22 protein-coding genes are annotated in these 23,150 nt (G+C 68.7%); 3 read left to right on the top strand and 19 right to left on the bottom strand.

Annotation, left to right across the window (positions count from 1 at the left end):
• Window positions 1-60 precede the first annotated feature (60 nt).
• From ACFVDO_RS07415 to ACFVDO_RS07360, 12 genes are all read right to left on the bottom strand, one after another.
• Complete coding sequence (locus ACFVDO_RS07415) at window positions 61-384, bottom strand: hypothetical protein (protein WP_378855305.1); 324 nt, start codon at window positions 382-384, stop codon at window positions 61-63.
• The gene (locus ACFVDO_RS07410; protein ID WP_378855310.1) at window positions 381-1,226 is read right to left on the bottom strand and encodes a hypothetical protein; all 846 of its coding nucleotides are present in this window, start codon (window positions 1,224-1,226) and stop codon (window positions 381-383) included. Before ACFVDO_RS07410 ends, ACFVDO_RS07415 begins: the two co-directional genes overlap by 4 nt.
• Window positions 1,227-1,238: 12 nt before the next feature.
• A complete protein-coding gene (locus tag ACFVDO_RS07405) occupies window positions 1,239-2,102 on the bottom strand; it encodes an amidohydrolase family protein (RefSeq protein WP_378855311.1) in 864 nt (287 codons plus the stop codon).
• Window positions 2,099-3,262: a CaiB/BaiF CoA transferase family protein gene (locus ACFVDO_RS07400; RefSeq protein ID WP_378855313.1), complete on the bottom strand. Its 1,164-nt coding sequence runs from the start codon at window positions 3,260-3,262 to the stop codon at window positions 2,099-2,101. The genes ACFVDO_RS07405 and ACFVDO_RS07400 overlap by 4 nt, the downstream gene beginning before the upstream one ends.
• Complete coding sequence (locus ACFVDO_RS07395) at window positions 3,252-4,259, bottom strand: alcohol dehydrogenase catalytic domain-containing protein (RefSeq protein WP_378855315.1); 1,008 nt, start codon at window positions 4,257-4,259, stop codon at window positions 3,252-3,254. The genes ACFVDO_RS07400 and ACFVDO_RS07395 overlap by 11 nt, the downstream gene beginning before the upstream one ends.
• 65 nt (window positions 4,260-4,324) lie before the next feature.
• Complete coding sequence (locus tag ACFVDO_RS07390; protein ID WP_378855317.1) at window positions 4,325-5,341, bottom strand: ABC transporter substrate-binding protein; 1,017 nt, start codon at window positions 5,339-5,341, stop codon at window positions 4,325-4,327.
• Window positions 5,342-5,384: 43 nt separating this feature from the next.
• Window positions 5,385-6,212, bottom strand: coding sequence for an ABC transporter permease (locus ACFVDO_RS07385; RefSeq protein ID WP_378855319.1), 828 nt, complete (start codon window positions 6,210-6,212; stop codon window positions 5,385-5,387).
• The gene (locus tag ACFVDO_RS07380) at window positions 6,209-7,042 is read right to left on the bottom strand and encodes an ABC transporter permease (RefSeq protein ID WP_378855321.1); all 834 of its coding nucleotides are present in this window, start codon (window positions 7,040-7,042) and stop codon (window positions 6,209-6,211) included. The genes ACFVDO_RS07385 and ACFVDO_RS07380 overlap by 4 nt, the downstream gene beginning before the upstream one ends.
• Window positions 7,039-7,860, bottom strand: coding sequence for an ABC transporter ATP-binding protein (locus ACFVDO_RS07375; protein ID WP_378855323.1), 822 nt, complete (start codon window positions 7,858-7,860; stop codon window positions 7,039-7,041). The genes ACFVDO_RS07380 and ACFVDO_RS07375 overlap by 4 nt, the downstream gene beginning before the upstream one ends.
• Window positions 7,861-8,018: 158 nt before the next feature.
• The gene (locus ACFVDO_RS07370) at window positions 8,019-9,011 is read right to left on the bottom strand and encodes an LLM class flavin-dependent oxidoreductase (protein ID WP_378855325.1); all 993 of its coding nucleotides are present in this window, start codon (window positions 9,009-9,011) and stop codon (window positions 8,019-8,021) included.
• A 1-nt stretch (window position 9,012) separates the two neighbouring features.
• Window positions 9,013-10,425 (bottom strand): dihydroorotase family protein, encoded by a 1,413-nt coding sequence (locus ACFVDO_RS07365; RefSeq protein ID WP_378855327.1) that lies wholly within the window; start codon window positions 10,423-10,425, stop codon window positions 9,013-9,015.
• Window positions 10,422-11,372, bottom strand: a complete 951-nt coding sequence (locus ACFVDO_RS07360; protein WP_378855329.1) for an alpha/beta hydrolase — start codon at window positions 11,370-11,372, stop codon at window positions 10,422-10,424. The genes ACFVDO_RS07365 and ACFVDO_RS07360 overlap by 4 nt, the downstream gene beginning before the upstream one ends.
• 154 nt (window positions 11,373-11,526) lie before the next feature.
• Between ACFVDO_RS07360 and ACFVDO_RS07355 the strand changes: the two genes are divergently transcribed.
• The 3 genes from ACFVDO_RS07355 to ACFVDO_RS07345 all read left to right on the top strand — a co-directional run bounded on the left by ACFVDO_RS07355 (window position 11,527) and on the right by ACFVDO_RS07345 (window position 14,793).
• Window positions 11,527-12,510, top strand: coding sequence for a putative F420-0 ABC transporter substrate-binding protein (locus ACFVDO_RS07355; RefSeq protein ID WP_378855331.1), 984 nt, complete (start codon window positions 11,527-11,529; stop codon window positions 12,508-12,510).
• On the top strand, window positions 12,507-13,589 hold the full coding sequence (locus tag ACFVDO_RS07350; RefSeq protein ID WP_378855333.1) for an iron chelate uptake ABC transporter family permease subunit: 1,083 nt from the start codon (window positions 12,507-12,509) through the stop codon (window positions 13,587-13,589). Before ACFVDO_RS07355 ends, ACFVDO_RS07350 begins: the two co-directional genes overlap by 4 nt.
• 412 nt (window positions 13,590-14,001) lie before the next feature.
• Window positions 14,002-14,793 (top strand): ABC transporter ATP-binding protein, encoded by a 792-nt coding sequence (locus tag ACFVDO_RS07345; RefSeq protein ID WP_378855335.1) that lies wholly within the window; start codon window positions 14,002-14,004, stop codon window positions 14,791-14,793.
• A gap of 186 nt (window positions 14,794-14,979) precedes the next feature.
• Here the strand turns inward: ACFVDO_RS07345 and cofD are convergent, their stop codons facing one another.
• The 7 genes from cofD to ACFVDO_RS07310 form a co-directional block, all read right to left on the bottom strand.
• Window positions 14,980-15,981, bottom strand: a complete 1,002-nt coding sequence (gene cofD / locus ACFVDO_RS07340; protein WP_378855337.1) for a 2-phospho-L-lactate transferase — start codon at window positions 15,979-15,981, stop codon at window positions 14,980-14,982.
• Window positions 15,982-16,372: 391 nt separating this feature from the next.
• Complete coding sequence (gene cofC, locus ACFVDO_RS07335) at window positions 16,373-17,050, bottom strand: 2-phospho-L-lactate guanylyltransferase (RefSeq protein WP_378855339.1); 678 nt, start codon at window positions 17,048-17,050, stop codon at window positions 16,373-16,375.
• Window positions 17,051-17,086: 36 nt separating this feature from the next.
• Window positions 17,087-18,100: a glucose-6-phosphate dehydrogenase (coenzyme-F420) gene (fgd, locus tag ACFVDO_RS07330; protein ID WP_378855341.1), complete on the bottom strand. Its 1,014-nt coding sequence runs from the start codon at window positions 18,098-18,100 to the stop codon at window positions 17,087-17,089.
• A 14-nt stretch (window positions 18,101-18,114) separates the two neighbouring features.
• Window positions 18,115-18,945: a coenzyme F420-0:L-glutamate ligase gene (cofE, locus tag ACFVDO_RS07325; protein ID WP_378855344.1), complete on the bottom strand. Its 831-nt coding sequence runs from the start codon at window positions 18,943-18,945 to the stop codon at window positions 18,115-18,117.
• Window positions 18,942-19,934 carry a TIGR03557 family F420-dependent LLM class oxidoreductase gene (locus ACFVDO_RS07320; protein WP_378855346.1) on the bottom strand — a complete coding sequence of 331 codons (993 nt, stop codon included), beginning with the start codon at window positions 19,932-19,934 and terminating at the stop codon, window positions 18,942-18,944. Before ACFVDO_RS07320 ends, cofE begins: the two co-directional genes overlap by 4 nt.
• Before the next feature lie 147 nt (window positions 19,935-20,081).
• Entirely contained in the window at window positions 20,082-21,965 is a 1,884-nt protein-coding gene (locus tag ACFVDO_RS07315) for an ABC transporter permease (RefSeq protein ID WP_378855348.1), read from the bottom strand.
• 2 nt (window positions 21,966-21,967) lie between these two features.
• Window positions 21,968-23,146 (bottom strand): ABC transporter substrate-binding protein, encoded by a 1,179-nt coding sequence (locus tag ACFVDO_RS07310; RefSeq protein ID WP_378855350.1) that lies wholly within the window; start codon window positions 23,144-23,146, stop codon window positions 21,968-21,970.
• Between the last annotated feature and the right edge of the window lie 4 nt (window positions 23,147-23,150).

Below are 23,150 nucleotides of genomic sequence, written 5' to 3'. Positions count from 1 at the left end.
TCAGAAAGACGGATGCCCGCGTACTGATGAGTACGCCGGCATCCGTCTTCCGCGTACGGCCTACGGGGCGATCGCCGCCCGGTACTTCTCCACCAACTCGCGCCAGCCGAAGTCCTCGGTGTACTCGTGCTCGTAGACGGCCTCGGTGAAGTGCCACAGCAGGTAAGGGTGCGCGCCGAGCCGGAACAGCGCGCCGTAGTCGCGCGCGGCGAAGGCAGCCTGCTCGGCCTCCGTCAGGATGCGGTCGTCGGTCACCGTCTCGGGGCCTGTTCCGCCGGCCAGCCACTCCTGGACATACCCTGCCGGGTCGGCGACATACCGATCCAGCACAGCATCGTCCATCTCGACGCTGCGGATGAACTTGCCGATCATGTAGTCGGTCATGACTGCTCCTCCCACAGGAAGAAGGGACTGCTCGCGAAGCGCGACGGCGTGGCATCCGCATAGTCGGCTGGCCGTGCGCCCATCGCCGCGAGCGCGGTGATCGCGTTCAGATACTGGTAGGTCATCGACCCGGCTTCGTTGAGGCGATCCACGTCGAGGCATCCGGCGATCGCGGCGTCCAGGTCGCCGTCCCGCATCCACTCCCACGCGCTGCGGTCGAAGTCCGGATCCGGTGCGCCGGCGAAGGTCCGCGGCCCGCCCACGTCGTTGGCCATGTGGCCAGAAGCGAGGATGCCGACCCGAGCATCGGAATCCCACCGTTCGACCGCGTCGCGCAGGTGCGCGCCCAGCGCTGCGAACCGTCGCGCCGACGGCACCGGCGGCAGCGACGCGTTCGTGTGGATCGGCACCACGGGGATGTCGAACTCCGGACGTGCGTACTGCAGCGGGATCACGTAGCTGTGGTCGAGGCGCCACTCCCGGCTGATCGAGAAGTCGATCGCCTCGGGCAGCAGTGAGCCGCCGGCGATCTGTGCGGCCAGGGCCGCGTGCCCGGTCACCTCGCGATACTCCATCCCGAAGGTGCGCACCTCGTTCTGCCAGGTGCCGTGGTACGACTCCGCAGTGCCGACGACGAACGCCGGCGAGTTGTCGTAGTAGAACTGCCGCAGGTGGTCGGTGCCGATCACGATCAGCGCATCGAGACGGTGCGCGGCGACGGATGCGCGGATGCGGGCGAAGTTCCGCGCGACGGGAGCGAGGTCGTCGGGCATCGGCTCACGCATCGCGCGCCAGAGCAGCGGGTTGTGCGGCGTCATCGCCGCCATGACCAGGTCAGCCACAGAGCATCCTCCTCACAGCTTGAACAGCTTGCGGGCGTTGTCGAGCAGGATCTTCTGCCGGGACTCCGGCTTGAAGCCGAGCTCGTCGAACTCGCTCATCCAGCGCTCCACCGTCATCACCGGCCAGTCCGAGCCGAACAGCACGCGGTCGGTGATCACCGAATTGGCGTACTGCCGCACGTCGGCGGGGAGGTGTTTGGGCGCCCAGCCGGACAGGTCGAGGTAGACGTTCGACTTGTGCCAGACCATGGCGAGGTTGTCGAGGTGCCAGGGCCAGGCGGGGTGAGCGCTGATGATGTTCAGTTCGGGGAAGTCGGCGGCCATGTCGTCGATGTACGGGATGGGCTTGGCATTCTCCAGCTTGTATCCACCGCCGCCGGGGGTGCCGGCGCCGGCACCGGGAAACCCGGAGTGGAACATCACCACCAGGCCCAGCTCGGCGCAGGTCTCCCAGATCGGGTAGAACCGGCGGTCGTTGGGCAGGAACTTTTGCCGTGCCGGGTTGAGCTCGCCGACGCCCTTGATGCCGTACTCGTCGTGCATCCGACGGATCTCCGCGACCGCCGCCTGCCCCTTCCACGGGTCGATGCCGGCGAAGGCGAGGAACACGTCGGGGTGGTCCTGCTGCGCCCTGCCGAGCAGGTCGTTCGGGGCGCCCTTGATGCCGGAGGTGGTCTCCGAGTCGGAGTTCACGATCACCGCCATCATCTTCCGGTCGCGGTACTGATCGGCCTGCTCGGCGAAGGAGACGATGGGCCGCTCGCGGCCGAAGTGCTTGGCCATCTGCGTGTGCCGGTTGCCCATCGCCGCTATGAATTCCTCGGTCTGGGGGTGGGTGTGCACGTCGATGGCGACGAGGTCGTCGAGCGCGGTCATGCCTTGATTCCTTCCTTCTCGGCGTCCTTCTGCGTGACGGATGCCGTGTGCTCGCCCAGATCGGGGGCGTAGGTCAGTTCGGGGCGGCCGCTGCGGTGGAACCGGGTGCTCGGCGTCGGCACGTTCACCGGACCGTCAGGCCCGTCGATCGGCTCGACGAGCGCCATACTGCGGATCTGCGGGTCGTCGAACAGGTCGGCGACGGTGTTCAGCGGACCGTGCGGGATGTCGTGTGCGGCGAGACGCTCCAGCCACTCGGAGCGCGGTCTGGTGAGGGCGATCTGCTTCAGCACCTGGTCGAGCTCGTCATAGTTGCGCACGCGCTGCTCGCGGGTCGCGAACCGCGGGTCGTCGGCGAGGTCGGGGCGCTCGAGCACGTCCAGCAGTCCGGTCCAGAACTTCTCCGGCACCGACATGTGGATGACAAACGCTCTGCCGTCGGACCCGCTGCAGGCATAGGCCTGTGCGCGGCGTGGGCGCGAGTCCGGTCCGGAGACCTGCCCGGTCTCGAGGAAGGAAGATGCTGACTCGGTGAGGAAATCGACCAGCGCGCCCACCATGGACACCTCGATGTGCTCACCGACGCCGGTCATGTTGCGGGCGTGCAGCGCGGCGAGCACCGACTGGGTCGCCTGGATGCCGGAGAGCAGGTCCGAGAACGCCGGGCCCATCGGCCGCACGGTCTCGGCGGGCACCACCTGGCTGTACATGCCGCCGACGGCCGAGATCACCGTGTCGTAGGCGGGCCGCTTCGCGTAGGGGCCGTCCGGCCCGAAACCGGTGATCGAGCAGGTGATCACGCGGGGGTTGCGTGCGGCGAGCGCCGTGGCGCCGATGCCGAGCCGGTCGGTGACGCCGGGGCGGAAGTTGTCGATCACGACGTCGGCGTCGTCAACCAGACGCAGCAGACGGTCGAGGTCAGTCGGGTCCTTCAGGTCGAGCACGACGCTGCGCTTGCCACGGTTGTAGGCCGCGAACTGCGGGCTCATGCGGGCGCGTCCCTCCCAGCGCCGCATCGGGTCGCCCTCTGGTGACTCGATCTTGATCACATCCGCACCGAGGTCGGCGAGCAGCTTCGCCGCATACGGTCCGGAGATGTACTGACCCAGCTCGATCACCAGGACGCCCGCGAGCGAGCCCTTTCCGTTCTCACTGGACATCGATGATCACCTTGCCGTTCTTCTTCAGGGGGAATGCCGCGTACGCGTGCACGATCTCGGAGAGCGGATGCCGCTCCCCGACCAGCTCGGGGACGACGCCGGCCGCCGCGAGGTCGAGAGCCTCTGCCACATGACGGTACCCGGCGCTGGCGGCGCCGCGGAGCACCTTGCGCCGCAGGTAGAAGTCGCGGGCGTCGATGCGCAGGTCCGAGCTCACCGACGCCGAGCAGAACACTGCACGGCCGCCCCAGCCGAGCGCGGCGATCCCAATGCCGAGCGTGGGGGCGTTCCCGGTGACGTCGAGAAGTACATCGAACCCGGCGGCTGTGCGCGTGAGCGCCGTCTCGAGCGCGGCTGCGTCGGGGGCGGTCACGGTGGTCTCGCCGCCGATCTGCTGAAGCGGCCGGCGGGACGCCGCGACCACCTCGGCCCCGCGATGCAGTGCGATCGCGGTCGCAGCCCTGCCGAGCGTGCCGCCGGCGCCCATCACGAGCACCCGGTCGGACGACGACAGCCCGACGGCCTCGGCGGCGTTCAGCACGATCGCGGCGCTGTGCACGACGGCACTCGCCTGCGCCGCATCCAGCCCGCGTCTGTCGAAGGCGCTGCGCGCGGGCACGATGACGACCTCGGCGGCGCCGCCGTCGCGGTGCACGCCGACGACGGTCTGCTTCGGACAGTCCTCTTCATGATCTGCAGTGCAGGCGGGACAGGTTCCACAGGGGATGTTGGGCTTGACGACCACTGCTTCGCCGATGCGTGCGGCATCCACTCCAGCGCCCACGGCGACGATCGAACCGGCCGGGTCGATGCCCAGCACCCGTGGCAGCCGGGCTCGTGCGCCGGGCCCGACCCCGGCGATCACGTTGAGGTCGAGCTGGTTGACGCCGACGGTCTCGACGCGGACGGCCACCTCGCCGGGACCCGGCTGCGGGTCGGGGATGTCCCGCACGACCAGCTCCCGCAGATCGTGTCCGCTCAGCACCGCTGCGCGCATGTGCACCTTCTCTTCTCGTCTTCTTGCGGAGCGAGGGGCGGCAGCTTCGCCGCCCCTCACCGTGTTCAGTCGTCCAGCTGGGCGTTCGCCCGTTCGAGGTTCGTCGTGTCGACGAACGAGTCCCACTCGGGCATCTCCATGCCGAACGCCTTCATGGCATCGGCGAAGTGGTCCTTGTCCAGCGTCATGTCCTCGTTGTACAGCTCGGGTCCGTAGGCGTAGATCTCCGGGTCGCGTTCGGCGTCGGTGACCGTGAAGTCGTGCTTCTCCATCATCGACTGCACGTACTCCTGCTGGGAGACGTCCTTGTACAGCGCCATGCCCTTCGTCGTGGCACGGATGAACCGCGCGAGCGTGTTCGGGTTCGCCGCGATCCAGCCCTCCGATGCCGTGAGCACATCGTTCGGCCATTCCTTCATCGTGTTCACGATGAAGTGGCCTCCGGCCTCCTCGATGATCGGGATGTGCCGCGGGAACACCGGAGTCAGCTCCACCTGACCAGCGACGAAGTTCTCCACCCAGGCATTCGAGAATCCGGGCGGGTAGACGTCCTTCCAGGCGACGTCGCGGATGTCGAAGTCGCCCTCCTCCGCCATGATGTTCATCCGCACGTCGTTGATCGGCACACCGGGGGCGTCACCCAGGATGATCTGCTGATCCTTCAGATCGGACGGCTTCTTGATCTTGTCGCTCGCGGCGATGATGTACGGCTGCCGCGCGCGATAGCCGGCCACGACCTTCAGCCCCGTGCCTGCAGCTGCGGCGTCCACCACGCCCATCGCATCCTCCACGGCGACGTCGAGGCTGCCGCCGATCAGGCCCTCGCGGATGTTGTCCGCATCGATGACCTTGATCTTCAGTCCCTCGTCCTCGTAGTAGCCCTTGTCCATGGCGATGAACACCGGAGCCTGGCTGTCCAGGTTCGGGGCGGAGAGCGCGATGGTCAGCTCCGTCTTCTCGGGTGCGCCGATCGGCGTGTCCTTGCTGACGTCGGAGTCGCCTCCCCCGGTGCCCGGCGATGCCGAGCAGCCGCTCAGGACCAGCGCGCCGACGAGAGCAGCGACGATGATGCTCCTTCTCATGATTCCTGCCTTCTCGAGTCGGGTCTCGCGGGCTGCGAGACACTCATCTGCGGACCACGCCCTCGACGTACCAGGGGGCGACGGTCTTCTTGACGAGGTTGAGCACGGCCATGCCGATCACGGCGATGACCACGAGCATGATGGTGATCCCGATCGCGGCATCCAGCTGCAACTCGCCCGCCTTCTTGCGGATCAAGTAGCCGAGCCCCTCGGAGCCTCCGATGAACTCACCGACGACGATGCCGATCATCGAGCGGGCCACGCCCATGCGCAGACCGGTCAGGATCATGGGCAGCGCAGCCCACAGCTGCACCTTGAAGAACACCTGCGCGCGGGATGCACCGTAGACCCGGGCGGCCTTCACCACCGACGGATCGACGCCGCGGATGCCGTCCATCGTGCTGATCGCGATCGGGAAGTACGCCATCAGGAAGATGATCAGGATCTTGGGGCCGTTGCCGAAGCCCATCCACAGCACCAGCAGAGGCTGGAAGGCGATGCGCGGCGTGGCGTAGAGCGTCCAGAACGGGCCCCCGGCGATGTCGTAGAACAGCTTCGACGAGCCGAGCAGCAGCCCGGTGAAGACGCCGAAGACCGCGGCGATCACGAACCCGACGACGGCGTTGCCGGAGCTGTACAGCAGGCTCGCCCAGAGCACCCCCGACTCGGACATGCCGACGAGCGCGTCCCACACCTGGGTGGGCGGCGGCAGGAACACCGGGTTCCAGAAGCCGACGACGGCCTGCAGGTACTGCCAGACGAGCAGGATGACGACGAGCTCCGCCAGCACCGCGAGCTGCCACCGCGTGGCATCCCACGCGGCGCGCAGCCGGAACCCGCCCGGGGCGGCGGTGAGCACCGGAGCGGTCATCGAGCACTCACCTCCCGCCAGGCCCCGGCCCTGCGTTCCAGCAGGTCGGCGATCGACACCAGCACCACGGAGACGACGATGAAGAACAGAATGGCCGAGAACGCCTGGTTGGTGCGGAATCGCGCCAACGAGGTGACGATCAGCGATCCCATGCCCATCGGGCTGGAGACCATCTCGCCGATGAGCAGACCGATCAGGCTGGTCGGGATCGCGAGCCGGATGCCGCCGACGATGTACGGGAAGGTCCAGGGCAGGCGCACCTTCAGATAGGCCTGCAGCCCCGACGCCCCGTAGACGCTGGCCGCTCGCAGCAGCGACGGGTTCACCCCGCTGACCCCGGCGACGGTGTTGAGCGAGATCGGGATGGCGGTGCTGAGGAAGACGAGCACGATGTTCGGCGTCATCCCGAATCCGAACCAGACGCCGATGATCGGCTGGATGGCGACCAGCGGGGTGGCCCAGGCCGCCCACATCAGCGGCATCACGAGCTTGTAGGCGACGTGAGTGCTGCCGACGACCAGGCCGGTGACGATGCCTGCGAGTGCGCCGAGCACGAAGCCGATCAGCCAGGTCACCGCGCTGAAGCCCATGTTCGACCAGAGCAGGCCCGCCTGAGCCAGTTGCCCGAAGCCGAGCAGCACGTCCATCGGCGCCGGCAGGAAGACCTTGTTGACGACGCCGAACGTGACGACGGCGAGGTGCCAGACCGTGATCACGACGACGAAGTCGATGATCGAGAACCACACCCTCCTGCTCCGCAGGAAACCGGGAACGCGGCGCCGCGGTTTCGGCGCGCGCTGCGTGGCGACCGTGAGAGTGGCGCTGGTCATGCCCGCACCGCGTCGGTGGCCTCGCGCTCGAGCGCGTCCCACAGGTGATCCCGCAGCCCGAGGTACTCGGCGTCGTTCTGCGCGCCGCGCTCGGAACGCGGACGCGGCAGATCGACCGTGTGCTCCTCGAGAACCGAGCCGGGGTGGCTCTTGAAGACGACGACGCGGTCGCCGAGCAGGATCGCCTCCTCGATGGAGTGGGTGATGAACACCACGGTCTTGCCGGTCTGCTGGATGATCTTCTCGAGTTCGGCGCGCATGACCTCGCGGGTGAGCGCGTCGACGGCGCCGAGCGGCTCGTCCATGAGCAGCACCTGCGGATCGGCGACGAGAGCACGGGCCAAGCCGACCCGCTGCTGCATGCCGCCGGAGAGCTCCCGCGGGTAGGACTTCTCGAACCCGCCGAGGCCGACCAGCTCGATCGCCTCCTGCACCTTGTCGGCGGTGTCGACGCCGCGAAACCGCGGCTGCATCTCGACGCCGAAGCGCACGTTGTCGGCGACGGTGCGCCACGGCAGCAGCGCGTAGTCCTGGAACACGACGGCGCGGTCCGGGCCGGGGCCGGTGACGGGCTTTCCATCGACGAGCACCGTGCCCTCGGTGGCGTCGACCAGGCCGGCGATGACGTTCATGACGGTGGTCTTGCCGCACCCGCTCGGGCCGAGCACGGTGACGAACTCCCCTGCGTTCACGGTGAGGTTCACGTCTTGCACGGCGGTCAGCGTCTGCCCGGTGCGGGCGATCTGGTAGCGGACGGTCAGGTGCGACACCTCGATCAAGGGGCGCACAGGAGTCGTTGTGAGAGGGGAATCGGTCATGGGGTGCACTTCCTTGCCACGGTCTTCGTCGATCGGGTTCTCAGGAGGATAGCAGTCTTTGGATTCTGGATCCAGAGTCCAGTGAGGATGAAACGCGGGGATTCCGGCCGTCGTCCGCGCCCGTTGCGGAGACACGGACGACGACCGGGGGATGCCGGCTACGCGGCCTTCTGCTGATCACGCAGCTTGGGCAGCACCTCGGTGCCGAGCAGCTCGATCTGCTCGAAGAAGCGATCGAACTTGAACCGGAAGTCGAACACCAGATGCTCGGTGCCGACCTCCTCGAACCGCTTGATCTGCTCCACCGCCTCGTCGGGACTGCCGACGATCAGCTGGCCCTCGAGGTCCTCGACGGTCTCGAACGAACCGGACGGCGGCTTCACCGCGAACTTCGCCTTGTTCGCCCAGGCCAGCAGACCGGGGATGTTCACGTGCTTGAGCGCCTCCTCGCGGGTGTCCTCGATCGAGGTCGGCGGGATGACGGCCACAGTCGGCATCGGTCGACCGTTCTCGGCCGTCATGTCACGCATGGTCTGGATTCGCTTCTCCATCGTGAGCAGGCCGGTGCGTCCCGGCATCCATCCGTCGGCGAACTCGGCCGCGAGGCGGGCGGAGCGCGGAGTCGCGCCGCAGTACCAGAACGGCACCCGGCCGCCGACCGGCTTCGGCTCGATCGTGACGTTGTCGAACTTGAAGACGCCGTCGTCGTAGCTCACGTCGTTCTCGGTGAACACGCGCTTCAGGATCTCGGCGTTCGAGCGCACCAGCTCGACGCGGTCCAGGTCGCCCCAGCCGATCGCCTCGAACTCGTGGTCGAACGTGCCGGCGCCGAAGCCCAGGATCAGACGGGGGCCGAGCAGCTGGGTCATCGTGCCCGCCATCAGGGCGGTGACCAGCGGATGCCGGAACGGGATCAGCGATCCGGTGCCGAGCTCGAGCTTGTCGGTGACGGCGCCGATCGCGGTCAGCGTGGTGAGCGCGTCGTAGAAGGTGCGATTCGGCTTCTCCATCTCGCCGTGCGGCTCGAACACCAGGTGGTCGCGCACCCACACCGAGTCGAAGCCGTAGCTCTCGGCGAGCTTCGAGCCCTCGAGCAGCTTCTCCTTGCTGGCCTCTTCGCCGAAGTGCGGCAGCAGCAGTCCGAATTTCATGTCAGTTCCCTTCTGCGGCGACGAGTGATGCCGCCCTGTCCTCCGCCGATGCGGCGAGCTGTCCGAACGCGCGGTCGCCTGTGACCTCGCGCCCCACGTACACGTCGACGCCGCGCACGAGCGTGCGCTCGATGCGGGCGCTGATCGTGCGTCCGTCGTACGGCGTCCACCCGATCTTCGAGAGCACGTCGTCGTTGGTGATGGTCCACTCCTCGTTCATGTCGGCGATGACGATGTCGGCATCGGCGCCGATCGTCAGCGCGCCCTTGACGCCCTCGAGGCCGAACTTCGCGGCCGGGATGTGCGCGACCATGTCGACCACGCGCTGCAGCTCCAGCTCACCCCTGTTGACGGCGTCGAGCATGAGCTCGTAGTAGTACTGGATGCCGGGGGTGCCGGTGTGCGAGCTCCACATCTGTGTCCAGCCGACCTCCTTCTCCTCGCGGGTGTGCGGGGCGTGGTCGCTGGCGGCGATGTCGATGGTGCCGTCGCGCATGCCCTCCCACACCGCGGCGCGGTTGTCGTCGGGCACCCAGTAGCTCAGCGCGTACGGGCCGAGGGTCTCGACGTCGTTCCAGGTCGAGAGGAACGGCGCCCAGTGGTTGACCTCACAGGTCACGTCGATGCCGCGCTCCTTGGCGCGGCGCACGGCCTCGATCGAGCGGCGGGTCTGGATGTGCGCGATGTGCACCGGGCATCCGGATGCCTCGGCGAGGCGCAGCACGACGTCGATCGCGGTGTCCCAGATGACGCCCTCACGGGCGGCGTACGCGGAGGCGTAGCCCTGCGGGGTGTTCTCGCCGCGGGCGAGGTAGGCGCCCTCGATGTAGTCCATCAGCGCCTGGTCGTGCGGATGCACGATGAAGCGCTTGCCGGTCTTGACGATGTGATCCATGATCTCGAGCAGGTGCCCGTGGTCGTGGATGCCGGTGCCGGAGGGGTGCGGGTAGTCGCGCCCGGTGTCGACCACCATGTAGATCTTGTAGGCGCGGATGCCCATCTCGCTCATCCCGGCGATCTCGTCGAACTTCGTCGGCGCGGGGTTGTGGTTCCAGTCCACGATCGAGGAGTCGCGGTAGCGCTCGAACACGTCGGTCAGCGTCGCGACATCCGTCGTCGGGGGCTTGAGGTTCGGCATCCCGAACATCGTCGTGACGCCGCCGGCCGCGGCCTGCAGGCTGGTGGTGTAGATGTCGTCCTTGTGCTCATAGCCGGGTTCCCGGGTGTGCACGTGCACGTCGACCATGCCGGGCAGCACGAGCTTTCCGCTCGCGTCGATCACGCGGTCTGCGGCCACCGCGGTGTCCGCAGCGACGAGCCCCGAGACCTTGCCGTCGGTGACGAGCAGGTCGGCGCGGACGGGCCCGGCCGGGGTGACGACGGTGCCACCGGTGATCCTGAGTGCGACGGTCATCGCTGTACCTCCTGAGGGGTGATGGAGTCCCCGGATGCCGGGGACGAGACGGAACGGGTGATGATGTGCGCCGGGCGGACATGACGGTCGAACCAGTCGACGATGACCGGCGTGGTCTGCTCCCAGTACGTGTCGTAGGCGGCGTAATGCGTGGTGTGCCGCTGCATGATCAGCTGCTTGGGACCGCGCGCGGCCTCGTAGAGCGCCTCGGCGTGATCGGTGGGCGTGGTCGCGTCGCCGTCGACGCCGATCACCAGCAGCGGGGTCTCCAGGCGCGCTGCCGCGTCGATCGGCCGGTAGGCGATGATGCCTTCGGCGCAGGCGAGCGGCACGGCGGTGGGGATGCGGTCGTCGACGTCGGCCTTGACCTTCGTCGCGCGCCGCTCCGCGGTGGGGATCATGATCTCCTCGCGCGGATGCACGATGCGTCCCCTGCCGGTGACGACGCGCTGCCGGCGGTCCTCGTCGAGCGCCTTCAGGTAGTCGAGCCACTCGTACTCGGAGCGCATCCGGTGCAGCCAGTCCTCGCCGTCGGCGACGGGCACCTGGCTGACGGCGGCCTTGATGCGCGGGTCGGCGTCGGCGAGCAGCACGGCATTGCCGCCGCCGGTCCCGCCGGTGCCGAAGACGCCGATCGCGTCGGCGATCACGTCCTCGCGGGTGGTCAGGTAGCTGACCGCGTTGATGAGGTCCTGCAGCTGCCAGGCGGGCGAGAGGTAGCCGCGGTCGCCCTCGGAGTCGCCGAACCCGCGGTAGTCGATCACCAGCACGGCGAACCCAGCGGCGACGAGGGCCTCGTGGTAACGCACGTAGAGCTTGGCGTCCTTGAGGCCGAGCCAGCCCGGGCCCTGCACGATCGCGCGATACGGACCGGGTGCTTCGGGAGTGCGCCAGAGTGCGGAGATGCGGTGTCCTTCGCTGAAGAACTCGACGGGTGTGGTCTGCATGGGATCATCATGTCGTATCCTGGATCCAAAATCCAGTGTTACTGTTCAAGGACATCATCCGGGTGGGATGATGGTTCCGCCGACCCGATTGGCCGGCCTTCCGGTGGTCCGAACTGGACTGCGTCACAGCTTTCGTCGACCCCTCGGAGGAACCATGTCCCGCATCCTGCGCACCCTCGCCGCCCTGTCCCTCGCCGCACTGGCCGTCCCGGCCCTGGCGTCCTGCACGTCCGGAGCATCCGCGGAGCCGGCGCCGACGAAGAAGGCGTCCGCCGCCGTGACCGTGGACAACTGCGGCACTGAGATCACCGTCGACAGCCCTCCGCAGCGCATCGTCACCGTGAAGTCGTCCACCCTCGAGCTCGCCCTGGCGCTCGGCGCCGGCGACCGGATCGTCGGAAGCGCCTACTCGGACGGGCCGTTGCCGTCCGACCTCGCATCGGCGGGCAAGGGCATCCCGGTGATCTCCGACAAGGTGCCCTCGCAGGAGGCGGTGCTGGCACTGAACCCCGACTTCGTGTTCGCCGGCTGGGAATCGAACTTCTCCGCGGACGGCGCCGGCGAGCGGTCATCCCTGGCCGATCTCGGCATCACCACCTACGTCGCGCCGGCGGCCTGCCAGGAGAAGAAGTACCAGCCCGACCCGCTCACCTTCGACGCGGTGTTCGACACTTTCCTGCAGGCCGGAGACCTGCTGGGCGAGAAGGCGGCCGCGAAGAAGCTCGTCGCGGAGCAGAAGGCGCAGCTCGCCGAGCTGAAGCCGGACGACCGCGGCCTGACCGCGGTCTGGTACTCGTCCGGCACCAAGCAGCCGTTCGTCGGCGCAGGGATCGGCGCCCCTCAGCTGATCATGGACACGGCCGGGCTCAGCAACGCGTTCTCCGATGTGAAGGAGAGCTGGTTCTCCACCTCGTGGGAGAAGGTCGCCGACCTGAACCCGGATGTCATCGTGCTGGTCGACTCGACCTGGAACACCGCTCAGCACAAGATCGACGAGTTGAAGGCGAATCCCGCGACCGCGGTGATGGATGCCGTGAAGAACGACAGGTTCCTCACCGTCGACTTCCCCGCCACCGAGTCGGGTGTGCGCAACGTCGACGCCGTCGCCTCGCTGATCGACCAACTGGGGCAGCTGTGACCTCCACCGCGGAACGGGTCGCTTCCCCCGTCACCCGCACCTCGCGGCGGATGCCGGGGGTGCGGGTGGCGGGCATCCTGCTGCTGCTCACGGCCGCGCTCGTCGTGTCGATCGTCATCGCGATCGGCATCGGCCCGGCGCGGATCGCGCCCGGTGACGTCGCGGCCACGCTCTGGGCGCACCTGACCGGGCATCCCGCCGTGCTGCCGCCAGCGCAGGACGCCATCGTCTGGCGACTGCGCGCGCCGCGCGTGCTCACCGCAGTGGTGGTCGGCGGCGGGCTCGCGCTGTGCGGCGCGGTGATGCAGGCGCTGACGCGGAACCCGCTCGCCGACCCGTACCTGCTCGGGCTGTCGTCCGGAGCATCCATGGGAGCCGTGCTGGTGCTGGTGCTGGGCGCCGCGATCGCGCTGCCGGCGGCGGCGTTCGCCGGGGCGATGCTGGCGCTGGTGCTGACCCTGCTGATCTCTCGGGCCGCCGGCGGCAGATCGGCGACCTCGACGATCCTCGCCGGGCTGGCGGTGTCGGCGGTGCTGTCGGCACTGACCAGCATGGTGATCTTCTGGAGCTCGACCAACGACAGCTACCGCGAGATCCTCAGCTGGCTGCTGGGGTCGCTGTCCGGGGCGGACTGGGGCGATGTCGCTCTGGCCGGAGTCGTCGCGGCGGTGTGTGCCGTGCCGTTGCTCGGCTCGGCTCGTCTTCTCGACGGTCTCGCCCTCGGCGACTCCGCCGCCGCCGCGCTGGGCGTCCCTGTCGACCGGATCCGGTTCGTGCTGTTCGGTTTCTGCGCGCTGCTCACCGGCGCTCTGGTCGCGGTGAGCGGGTCGATCGGGTTCGTCGGGCTGATCCTGCCGCACGCGACCCGCGCGGTCGTCGGCGTACGGCATCGGATGCTGCTGCCGGCGTCGTTCCTGGTCGGCGGGCTGTTCCTGCTCTGGGCCGACACGATCGCGCGCACGGCCTTCGACCCTCGGGAGCTGCCGGTCGGCATCGTCACCGCGCTGATCGGCGGCCCGGTGTTCGTGCTGCTGCTGGTGCGGATGGGCCGGGCCAGGCGAGGCGGGGTGCGGAAATGAGCGGGGGCGTGGGCGTGGCGCGGTGCGCGGTTCGGGCGTCGCTGAGAACAGGACATTCGCCCAGAACAGGACGGATCCTGCGGATGCCTCCTGTTCTCGCGGGACCTCCTGTTCCGGATCAGCGGATGCCGAGTCGCCGACCTCGCTCCGCGTTCATGCCGGGGCGCACGGCCCGGCGGCCTGCTTCAGAACAGGAGCTCCGGCGAGGACAGGACGGATGCCGAGAAAGCATCCTGTCCCCGCAGAATCTCCTGTTCTCAGTGAAGCGGGACGCCGCTGGTGAGCGATGGGCGACGGCGCGGACCACGCGCCGAGAACAGGATGGACAGCGAGAACAGGACGCTTGCCAGGAAAACATCCTGTCCCCGCGCGATCTCCTGTTCCCGGTGGACTTGAGTGGGAGATGCGGGCGATGAGCGGGGTGCGCACGGAGCGGCTGCGGTTCAGTCGGGCGGGGCGACTGATCGCCGACGGTGTGGACATCACGGCGCCCTCGGGCGCGGTGACCGCGGTGCTGGGGCCGAACGGCGCTGGGAAGAGCACGCTGCTGCGCCTGATCGCCGGGGTGCTCGCCGCGGATGAGGGCACGATCGCGCATGACGGCGACGATCTGCTTCGGCTCGGGCGCCGCGAGCGGGCGCAGCGGATCGCTCTGGTCGAGCAGGAGTGGGCCGAGGCCGACGGGCTGACCGTGCGCGAGATCGTCGAACTCGGCCGCACGCCGCACCAGGGCTGGTTCGCCGCAGCGAGCACAGCCGACGAGGAGATCGTCGAGGAGAGCCTTCGTCGAGCAGGTGCGACCGAGTTCGCGGATCGGGACGCGGCATCCCTCTCCGGCGGAGAGCGCCAGCGCGCGAATCTGGCGCGGGCCCTGGCGCAGCAGCCGCGGCTGCTGCTCTGCGACGAGCCGACCAACCATCTCGACGTGCACGCCCAGCTGTCGTCGCTCCGGTTGCTGCGCGAGCTCGCCGACGACGGGATGACGGTGATCGCGGCCCTGCACGACCTGAATCACGCGGCGCGATTCGCGGACCACGTCGTGGTGATCGCCGACGGCGTCGTCCGCGTCGCCGGCTCACCGGCGGAGGTGCTCACGCCGGAGTGCGTGCAGGCAGTGTGGCGGGTCTCCGCCGATGTCGTCGAGCACGACGGTCATCCGCTGATCGTCTTCGGCGAGCCGGTGGACCTGCCCGCGGCGATCTGACCCGGCGGGGCCTCCCGCGAGGCCCTGGCCGCGGGATGAAGCTCGGCTCGTCGTCAGGGCTGGTAAACGCGATTCGTGCCCGCACGCTGACGGCGTGGTCGGGCCGTCCGGATCCTCCGTCGTGTCGCGCCACCGTACATCTTCACATCCCGACAGCCCTCTGGCCGGTCCGTCGAGGCGCCTCGCCTAACGTCCGTCCACCGCCAGCGCCGCGTCCAGCGCGGCGGACGCCAGCGCGGCACCGGTGTCGAGGTCGCGCATCCAGAGCGGATGCACCGACGCGGGCACCCCGCTCGCCACCAGACCCGGCGCGAGCGCGGCATCCTCTTCGGCGATCAGCCAGGCATCCAGCAGCTCGCCGTCTCGCCGTGCGCCGTAGTGCCGGCCGACGGCGTCGGCGGCGGTGTCGATGCCGACCGCATCGAGGCAGGCGTCTGCCATGCCGCGCACCGGCGAACCGGCGATGATCGGCGAGACGCCGGCGACGCCGCCCGTGGCCGCGCGCACCGCATCGGCGATGCCGGGCACAGCGAGGATCGGGCCGATCGACACCACCGGATTCGAGGGGGCGAGCAGGATCGCATCGGCTGCAGCGAGCGCCTCGAGCACGCCGGGTGCCGGCACAGCATCCTCGATGCCGGGTGAGACGAACCCTCGCGCGGGGATGCTCGCGCGGTGCAGCGTCCACCACTCCTGGAAGTGCATGCTCCCGTCGGCGGTGAGCACCTGAGTGTCGACCTCGGCCTCGGTCATCGGCAGCAGTCGCACACCCAGCTGCCAGCGTGCGGCGAGCCGGGCGACGACCTCCGAGAGCGGTACACGGTCACGCAACCAGCCGGTGCGGGCGATGTGCGCCCCCAGGTCGAGGTCGCCGAGCGTGAACCACGGCCACCCGGCACCCAGTGCCTTCATCTCGGCGGAGACCCGCTCGGTCTCGCCCGCGCGGCCCCAGCCGCGCTCGGTGTCGTTGACGCCGGCGAGGGCGTAGATCTGCGAGTCCACGTCGGGCTGCAGCCGCAGGCCGCTCATCCAGATGTCGTCGCCGGTGTTCACGATCACGGTGAGCTCGGCGGCGCTGCCGCCCTGTCCGTCGGGCCACCGGCGCCGCAGCGCCTCGCGCACGCCGACGGTGAACTTCGATCCACCGACACCACCGGCCAGTACGACCACGCGCGGCGCGATCGTCATCGGTCTGCTCCGTCATCGGATGCAGGAGAACACGCCAGAACAGGACCCACGCCAGGGATCCGTCCTGTCCTCGGCAACGGTCCTGTCCTAGGAACCCGCCGCCGGATGCCGGGCCGCCGGGCAGTAAGTTCCCGCCCGGCCACACGCTCACCCAGAACAGGAGAACCCGCCAGAACAGGAGCTATGCCGGGCATCCGTCCTGTTCTCGGCAACGCTCCTGCCCTCGAAACGGGCTTCCACAGGAGACCAGACCAGCCCCCCACGCCACCGACCCCTGCGACACGCGCACGCCAAGCAGGACCACGCGCCAGAACAGGAGAACCCGCCAGAACAGGACCCATGTCGGGCATCCGTCCTGTTCTCGGTAACGCTCCTGTTCCCGACGACCGCTTCATGCCGCACTCCCGACCAGCGCCGCCCCGACGAGCGCCGCAGTCCGCGGGCCCAGGCCCCACCGTCGGGCGACGGCGACGTGCTCGGCCGTGTCGACATCCCGCCGCAGGCCCCACGACACCGGCAGCCGCAACTCGACGAAACCACGCGCCCGGTGCAGCGCCGCCGAGTCCGGACCGAAGGCCGGTTCGAACGCCGCGCCGGCGCGGGCCGTCGCGAGGCAGGTTCCCACCTCGTCGGCATCGGGCACGAAACCGCGCGCGAACGCCCCGGCGGCATCCAGCGCGTATGAAAGCTGATGCAGGTGCAGCGCCGGCAGGTCGCCGAGCAGTACCGCGCGATCGCCGCGCGCACTCGCGAGACCGACCGCGATCGCCGCGCCCAGTCCGGCGCCGTCGTCATGCACGACGCGGACGCGGTCGAAGCCGCGCAGCATCCGCTCCGTCTCGTCGTCGCGGATGACGACGATCACCTGCGCGACCCGGTCGCAACCGCTCACTGCCTCGATCGTGTCCAGCGCGATCGCCCGCGCCATCTCCTCACGCCGCACACCGGGCAGCTGCAGCCGCGACTTGCCGATCGCGGCCGGCTTGACCGGGATCACGACTGTCCAGACCCGCCTCGGCGAGGCGACGACATCCTCGGAGGGCAGTGTTCGGGTGAGACGTTTCGTCACTTCGACTCGCTCCGCTCGTTCGACGGCCGGAAGAGGTCAGGCGCGCAGGCGCGGCGCGAGGTCGCGCTCGAACAGGTCGAGGAAGCGGCGCTGGTCACCGCCCGGCGCGTGGAACACGAGGTGGTTGAAGCCCCAGTCCACGTACTGGTTGATCTGCGCGACCACCTCGTCGGGGTCGCTGCCCACGATCCAGCGCTTCGCGATGGTCTCCAGTGGCAGTGCGTCGGCCGCCTGCTCCATCTCGACGGGGTCGGTGATGTCGTGCTTCTGCTCCTTGGAGAGCGACAGCGGCGACCAGAAGCGGGTGTTCTCCAACGCCTGCTCGGTCGTCTCCTCGTAGGAGAGCTTGATCTCGATCATGCGGTCGTATCCGTCGTAGGCGCGCCCCGACAGCTCGACGCCCTCCTTGACGGCGGGGATGAGCTGGTCGACGTAGAGCTCGGCGCCCTTGCCCGAGGTGCAGATGAACCCGTCACCGGCACGGCCGGCGTACTTCGCCATCTGGGGACCGCCTGCGGCGATATAGATCGGGATGCCGCCGTCGGGGCGGTCGTAGATCGACGCGTCGTGCGTGGAGTAGTACTCGCCGTCGAAGTTGACCCGGTCGCCCGACCACAGCGCACGCATGAGGCGGATCGACTCGCGCAGCCGCGCATAGCGCTCGCGGAACTCCGGCCAGTCCTGCTCTCCGGCGCCGCGGAAGCCGGTGGCGATCTCGTTCAGCGCCTCGCCGGTGCCCACTCCGAGGATGATGCGCTCGGGATACAGGCATCCGAGGCTGGCGAAGGCCTGCGCCAGCACGGCCGGGTTGTACCGGAACGTGGGCGTCAGCACCGAGGTGCCGATCCGGATCGACGACGTGCGCTCGCCCACCGCCGCCATCCAGGCGAGCGAGAACGGCGCGTGCCCGCCGGTGTGCCGCCACGGCTGGAAGTGGTCGCTGACGAACACGGACTCCATGCCGTGCCGCTCGGCCTCGACCGACAGCTCGACGAGTTCGCGCGGGTCGAACTGCTCGGCGCTCGCCTTGTAACCCAGTTTCAGTGCCATGGTTCTCCTTCGGATCATCGGACGCCGGCGGCGCCGGCATCCGGTCGTTGCGCCGCACCCGCGGCGAAGCCCTCTCGATATCCCTCGCGGCGTCCCTGCGTCATACCGGCTCGGCGCCCCTCGGCCAGTGCCTCATCGGTGCCGAGCCGGAACATGTCGTCCGGGCCGATGCGCACGATCGAGGCCGCGCCGGGCAGATCGAGATCGCCCACCAGGTCGCCGCGGCCGCGGACGACTGCGACCGGCATCCCGCTCGCCTTGCCCTTGACCAGGTCGGCCGCGGCGGCGAGCTCGTCGGCGACGCACGGCATGGTGACGCTGAGCGCCTTGCCTGCGTTGTCGACGGTGCCGCGCAGATCGGCGATCACGTGCACTCCCCCGGCGCCGATCGCGACGTCGGTCTGCCCGACCCGCCAGGGGCGGCCCAGGGTGTCGCTGAGCAGCACCCCGACCCGGCGTCCTGTGGCCTCGCGCAGCCGCGCTGCGAGAGCACGGCACGAGGCATCCGGATCGACGGGCAGCAGCAGGATCCAGCCGTCCGGCGTGTTGCTGGCGTCGACGCCCGCGGCGGCCGACACCATGCCGAGCCGGTTCTGCACGATCCGCATGGTGTGCCCGTCGCGGGTGCGGGATGCCACGACGCGCACCGTCTCGGCGGTGATCGCGTCCTCCCGGTCGGCAGCCTGTACGTATCGGTTCTCGGCCTTCGAGACGATCTTCGAGGTCACGACGAGGATGTCGCCGTCCTCCAGCTCGACACCGGTGCCGAGGATCAGCTCGGCGAGGTCATCGCCCGGGCGCACCTCGCCGATGCCGGACAGGGCGAAGACACTCAGCCCGTTCATGCGCGCACCTTCGGGAGCACGTCGCGGCCGAAGACCTCGAGCCACTCGGCCTGGTTCGGGCCGACGTTGTGCAGGTAGATGTGGGTGAAGCCGAGATCGGCGTAGCGCTGCAGCGCGGCGCGGTGCACATCGGGGTCGGCGGAGATCAGCATGCCCGCGCGGATGTCGTCCTCGGTGACCCCGCGCACGAGCTGCTCGAAGTCGTAGGGAGAGCGCACATCGCCACGACGCATCCGCACTCCGGCGATCGGCCAGCCGTCCAGGGCGTTGCGCAGCGCCTCCTCCTCGGTCGGCGCCCACGACAGCGGCACCTGCAGCACCCGCGGCATCTGCTCCGGGTCGCGCCCTCCCTCCCGCGCGCCCTCGGCGAACCGGCGCAACAGCGGGACGAGGCGCTCCTCGTCGGCGGCCACCGTGATCAGTCCGTCGGCGCTGCGACCGGCGCGGCGCGCGGTGAGCGGCCCTGCGGTGGCGACGAAGACCTGTGGAGCGGTGGGCGGCATGGTCCACAGCCGGCTGCTCTCCAGCCGGAAGTGCTCGCCGCGGTGCCGGATGTCGCGCCCCGCGATGGATGCCGCGAACAGACGTCGGATGATGTCGATGGCCTCGAACATGCGGTCGATGCGCTCGGCGGGCTCCGGCCAGTACTGCCCGGTGATGTGCTCGTTGAGCGCCTCCCCCGAGCCCACGCCCAGCCAGGCGCGGTCCGGGTACAACGTCGCGAGGGTAGCGGCCGCCTGCGCGACCACCGCGGGGTGCGCCCGCGCACCGGGAGTCGTGACGCCGGGGCCGAGCGGCCCCCTGGTGTGCGCGCCGATCGCGCCGAGCATCGTCCACACGTGCGCTGCGGTGCGATGTCTCGGCAGCCAGGGCTGGAAATGGTCGGTCGCCATCACCCCGCTGAACCCGTGGGCCTCGGCGGCGACGCAGTTCTCGATCACGGCGGCCGGGGCCACCTGTTCCAGCATCGCGGCATATCCGATCTTCATCGCCACCTCCTCACCGAATTCTTCCCTGTGCGCGGACGTCGGGCACTGTTCCAGTCAAATGGATACTGGATCCAAAAGTCAAGAGCGCGCCTGTGCGCGCCTCACTGCGGCGCGTCGGGCGCCGGATCCGAAGTTGCGCGCGCGGCGTCAGCTGCGCCGAGCGCGGCGCTTCGCGACCGCGATCGTGACGGTCGCGGACGGATCCTCGCCGCCACCGCCCGGAGCCGCGGACAGCGGCGTCAGGTCGGGCGCGGCGACCGCCTTGCGTGCCCGTCCGATCGCCCGCCGCGCGAGCAGCCACTGCAGGCCGTAACCGATCGCGAAGACCATCAGCGTGAAGATCAGCGCCATCGCGGCACCCTGATCCGGCGCGTACAGCTGCGCCGAGCGGGGGTTGATCATCGCGTAGATGTACATCGACAGCGGCCGGGTCTCGGGCACCGCGAGGAACGCCGGCAGCGTGAACTCGTTGGTGCCGAGGATGAACATCTGGATCCACACCGCCATCACGGTCGGCATCAGCAGTGGCCCGACCACCCGGCGGAACCCGGTGAGCTGGCTGGCACCGCTTACCAGCGCAGCTTCCTCCAGCTCCGGCCGGATCTGCAGCGTCGCACTGTATGACGAGCGGTAGGCGATCGACACCCGGTACGAGTACGCGATGATCAGCGCGATCAGCGTGCCCGCCAGCGGAATGTAGGGGTTCAGGACCATGAAGGTGAGGAACATGGCGAAGCCGGCGATCGTCGCGGGGATCGCCACCGACGACGACGCGAACAGGTCGGCGGCCTTCACCCAGGGCGTCTTCCTGCTGCGGGCGATGCCGTAGGCGAACACCGTCGCCACGACCACTGCGAGCGTGGCGCTGCCGCCCGCGATGATCACGGTACGCCCCAGCGACACCCAGAAGTCGGGGTCGGCCAGCACGGTGCCGAAGGCAGCGAAACTGGTGCGATTCAGCATCGCGTCGAACGAGAAGGCCACCGGATAGGGCGTGATGGCGCCCCACAGCAGCGCCAGCAGGGGCAGGATCGCGGTGAGCAGGATGAAGATCGTCACCAGGATCATCGAGGGGATCTTCCAGCCGCCCATCTTCATGGTCGAGGGGCGGAAGCCCTTGCCCGAGACGGATGCCCGGCGCTCGGCGTTCCTGGTCGCACGCAGGTAGACGGCGAAGGCGATCGTGGTGATCACGAGGAACACCAGTCCCCAGGCGGCGGCGAGTCCGTACTGCGGCAGCTGCCCCGAGCTGGAGCTGATCAGGGTCCAGAGCTTGAGCGAGAAGATGTTCTTGCCGGACTCCTGCCCGAACAGCAGCGGCACCTCCAGGCTGCCCAGCCCGAGGATGAAGGTGAGCACCGTGACGCCCAGCAGCCCCGGCCACAGCATCGGCAGCGTCACCCGACGCAGCGTCTTCGGCCAGGACGCCCCCGACACCCGCGCGGACTCCTCGAGCGAGCCGTCCATGTTGGTCAGGATCGGCACCATCATCAAGAACGGGAAGGTCACGTTGGTCAGCGACTGGATGAAGATCAGTGACCCGAACGAGTACGGATCGATCGGCACGTCGCCGGTGAACGGCAGCAGCCGGAGCAGCTGATTGAGCACGCCCGACTCCGGCGAGAGCATCAGCAGGTAGGCCTGAGCCTTGACGATCGGCGGGATGATGTACGGGACGATCACCAGCACCGAGATGAGGCGCCGCATCGGGGCATCCGTCCTGACCGTGATCCAGGCCAGGCCGAAGGCCATCAGCAGGCTGAGCACCGTCGAGCCGCCGACGAAGGCGCCGGTCGCGCCGAGCACGCCCCAGAAGTCCTCGCGGAGCTCCCAGAGGGTGATGAAGTTGGTGACGCCCCACTGCGCGGAGGAGACGCCGAACGGCAGGAACGGGCCGCGGAACGCCGTGATGATCTGCACGATCAGCGGCAACCCGAGCAGAAGGAAGATCACCGTGCCGGCGATGGTCATCGCGATCTTCATCGAGGTGGGGCGCGTCCTCGGCGCCGCGGTCCGTCCTGCCTTGAACATGGTTATCCGTTCAGCGCCTTGTCGGCCGCGTTGATCATGTCGTTCCACTTGTCGCGGGTGTCCTGCGTCTCGGTCTCGGCGCCGTTCTTCAGGCCGAGCAGGAGGGCGTCAGCGTTTGTCTTCATCAGACCCGTCGCCTCGTCGAAGGTCTTGGTCGGCAAGCCTGCGAAGGGCACCTGCGTGCTGGCGAACCGCTCGTCGGTCATGCGCAGCTTGATCCAGTCCGGGTCGAACGCGTTCCACAGCACCCAGAGGGCGGCTGCCGACTTGTTCTTCGCCTCGGTGTTGACGCCCGAGAACTGGGCGAAGATGTTCGTGTTCTCGAACGGTGACACCTTCAGCGACGGGTTCGGGTTGAAGAGCGTCTGGTTCAGCGCGATCGGCACGTCACCGCTCGACAATGGCGCACCCTGGTCCTCGAGCAGCTTCAGATTGCCCGACGACTTCAGGTCGTCGATCAGCTTCACCATCTTGTCCTGGCCCTCGGCCATGCCGTAGCCCGAGAAGACGATGGCGTTGTAGCCCGCGACCGAGACCTGGTTCTTGTATTTCGAGTCGAGCAGCCCGTCCAGACTCGCCGGCACGGAGTCCACCTTGTCGGTGTTGTACTGCATCAGGGTGCCGTTGATGCTGTCCGGCATGAGCTCGGGAGCACCGACGGTGAAGAATTCCTTGGGCACGCCGTAGCTCTGCCAGTCGATCTTCTCCCAGAAGCCCTCGTCGTACATGGCGGTCATCGAGGTGATCGAACCAGACACCACGTCGGTGTTGCGGGCTCCAGTCGCCTTGGCGGAGATGATGCCGGACGACAGGTTGTAGGTCATACCGCGGGTCTCGACCTTGATGTCGGGGAAGCGCTTGTTGAACTCGGCGATCACCTCGGGAGCGAGCTCGTACCAGTCCCAGATGACGAGCTTGCCGCCGTCGGTCTTCTTCGCCTCCTCGTAGAGCTTGTCCAGCTGCTTGTCGATGCCTGGCCAGTAGTCCTCGTAGAAGTTCTCGCAGCGCGTGAACGCGCCGACCTGGACGGCGTCGCACGTGGCGGATGCCTCGACGTCGCCCTTCAGATCGCTCCCCTTGCCTGCGGAGTCGTTCGACGATCCGCAGCCGGTGAGGGTCACCGCGAACGCTGTGACCAGCGCGGCGGCCCCCAGAGCCGTCTTCGTTGCAGTTCTCTTCATGGTT

This window comes from Microbacterium sp. NPDC057741 (genome assembly GCF_042798735.1).
Classification (GTDB): Bacteria; Actinomycetota; Actinomycetes; order Actinomycetales; family Microbacteriaceae; genus Microbacterium.
This window is presented reverse-complemented; position numbering and strand designations above follow the sequence as displayed.

Bases quoted from the DNA above. Each gene is read 5' to 3' on its own strand.
- cofE (WP_378855344.1), bottom strand. From the start codon at position 18,945: ATGAACGGGCTGAGTGTCTTCGCCCTGTCCGGCATCGGCGAGGTGCGC.
- ACFVDO_RS07365 (WP_378855327.1), bottom strand. From the start codon at position 10,425: ATGACCGTCGCACTCAGGATCACCGGTGGCACCGTCGTCACCCCGGCC.
- ACFVDO_RS07310 (WP_378855350.1), bottom strand. From the start codon at position 23,146: ATGAAGAGAACTGCAACGAAGACGGCTCTGGGGGCCGCCGCGCTGGTC.
- cofD (WP_378855337.1), bottom strand. From the start codon at position 15,981: ATGACGATCGCGCCGCGCGTGGTCGTACTGGCCGGTGGTGTCGGTGGA.
- ACFVDO_RS07395 (WP_378855315.1), bottom strand. From the start codon at position 4,259: ATGCGCGCAGCGGTGCTGAGCGGACACGATCTGCGGGAGCTGGTCGTG.
- ACFVDO_RS07370 (WP_378855325.1), bottom strand. From the start codon at position 9,011: ATGAAATTCGGACTGCTGCTGCCGCACTTCGGCGAAGAGGCCAGCAAG.
- ACFVDO_RS07385 (WP_378855319.1), bottom strand. From the start codon at position 6,212: ATGACCGCTCCGGTGCTCACCGCCGCCCCGGGCGGGTTCCGGCTGCGC.
- ACFVDO_RS07315 (WP_378855348.1), bottom strand. From the start codon at position 21,965: ATGTTCAAGGCAGGACGGACCGCGGCGCCGAGGACGCGCCCCACCTCG.
- fgd (WP_378855341.1), bottom strand. From the start codon at position 18,100: ATGGCACTGAAACTGGGTTACAAGGCGAGCGCCGAGCAGTTCGACCCG.
- ACFVDO_RS07345 (WP_378855335.1), top strand. From the start codon at position 14,002: ATGAGCGGGGTGCGCACGGAGCGGCTGCGGTTCAGTCGGGCGGGGCGA.
- ACFVDO_RS07390 (WP_378855317.1), bottom strand. From the start codon at position 5,341: ATGAGAAGGAGCATCATCGTCGCTGCTCTCGTCGGCGCGCTGGTCCTG.
- ACFVDO_RS07355 (WP_378855331.1), top strand. From the start codon at position 11,527: ATGTCCCGCATCCTGCGCACCCTCGCCGCCCTGTCCCTCGCCGCACTG.
- ACFVDO_RS07360 (WP_378855329.1), bottom strand. From the start codon at position 11,372: ATGCAGACCACACCCGTCGAGTTCTTCAGCGAAGGACACCGCATCTCC.
- ACFVDO_RS07375 (WP_378855323.1), bottom strand. From the start codon at position 7,860: ATGACCGATTCCCCTCTCACAACGACTCCTGTGCGCCCCTTGATCGAG.
- ACFVDO_RS07405 (WP_378855311.1), bottom strand. From the start codon at position 2,102: ATGACCGCGCTCGACGACCTCGTCGCCATCGACGTGCACACCCACCCC.
- ACFVDO_RS07415 (WP_378855305.1), bottom strand. From the start codon at position 384: ATGACCGACTACATGATCGGCAAGTTCATCCGCAGCGTCGAGATGGAC.
- ACFVDO_RS07400 (WP_378855313.1), bottom strand. From the start codon at position 3,262: ATGTCCAGTGAGAACGGAAAGGGCTCGCTCGCGGGCGTCCTGGTGATC.
- ACFVDO_RS07380 (WP_378855321.1), bottom strand. From the start codon at position 7,042: ATGACCAGCGCCACTCTCACGGTCGCCACGCAGCGCGCGCCGAAACCG.
- ACFVDO_RS07320 (WP_378855346.1), bottom strand. From the start codon at position 19,934: ATGAAGATCGGATATGCCGCGATGCTGGAACAGGTGGCCCCGGCCGCC.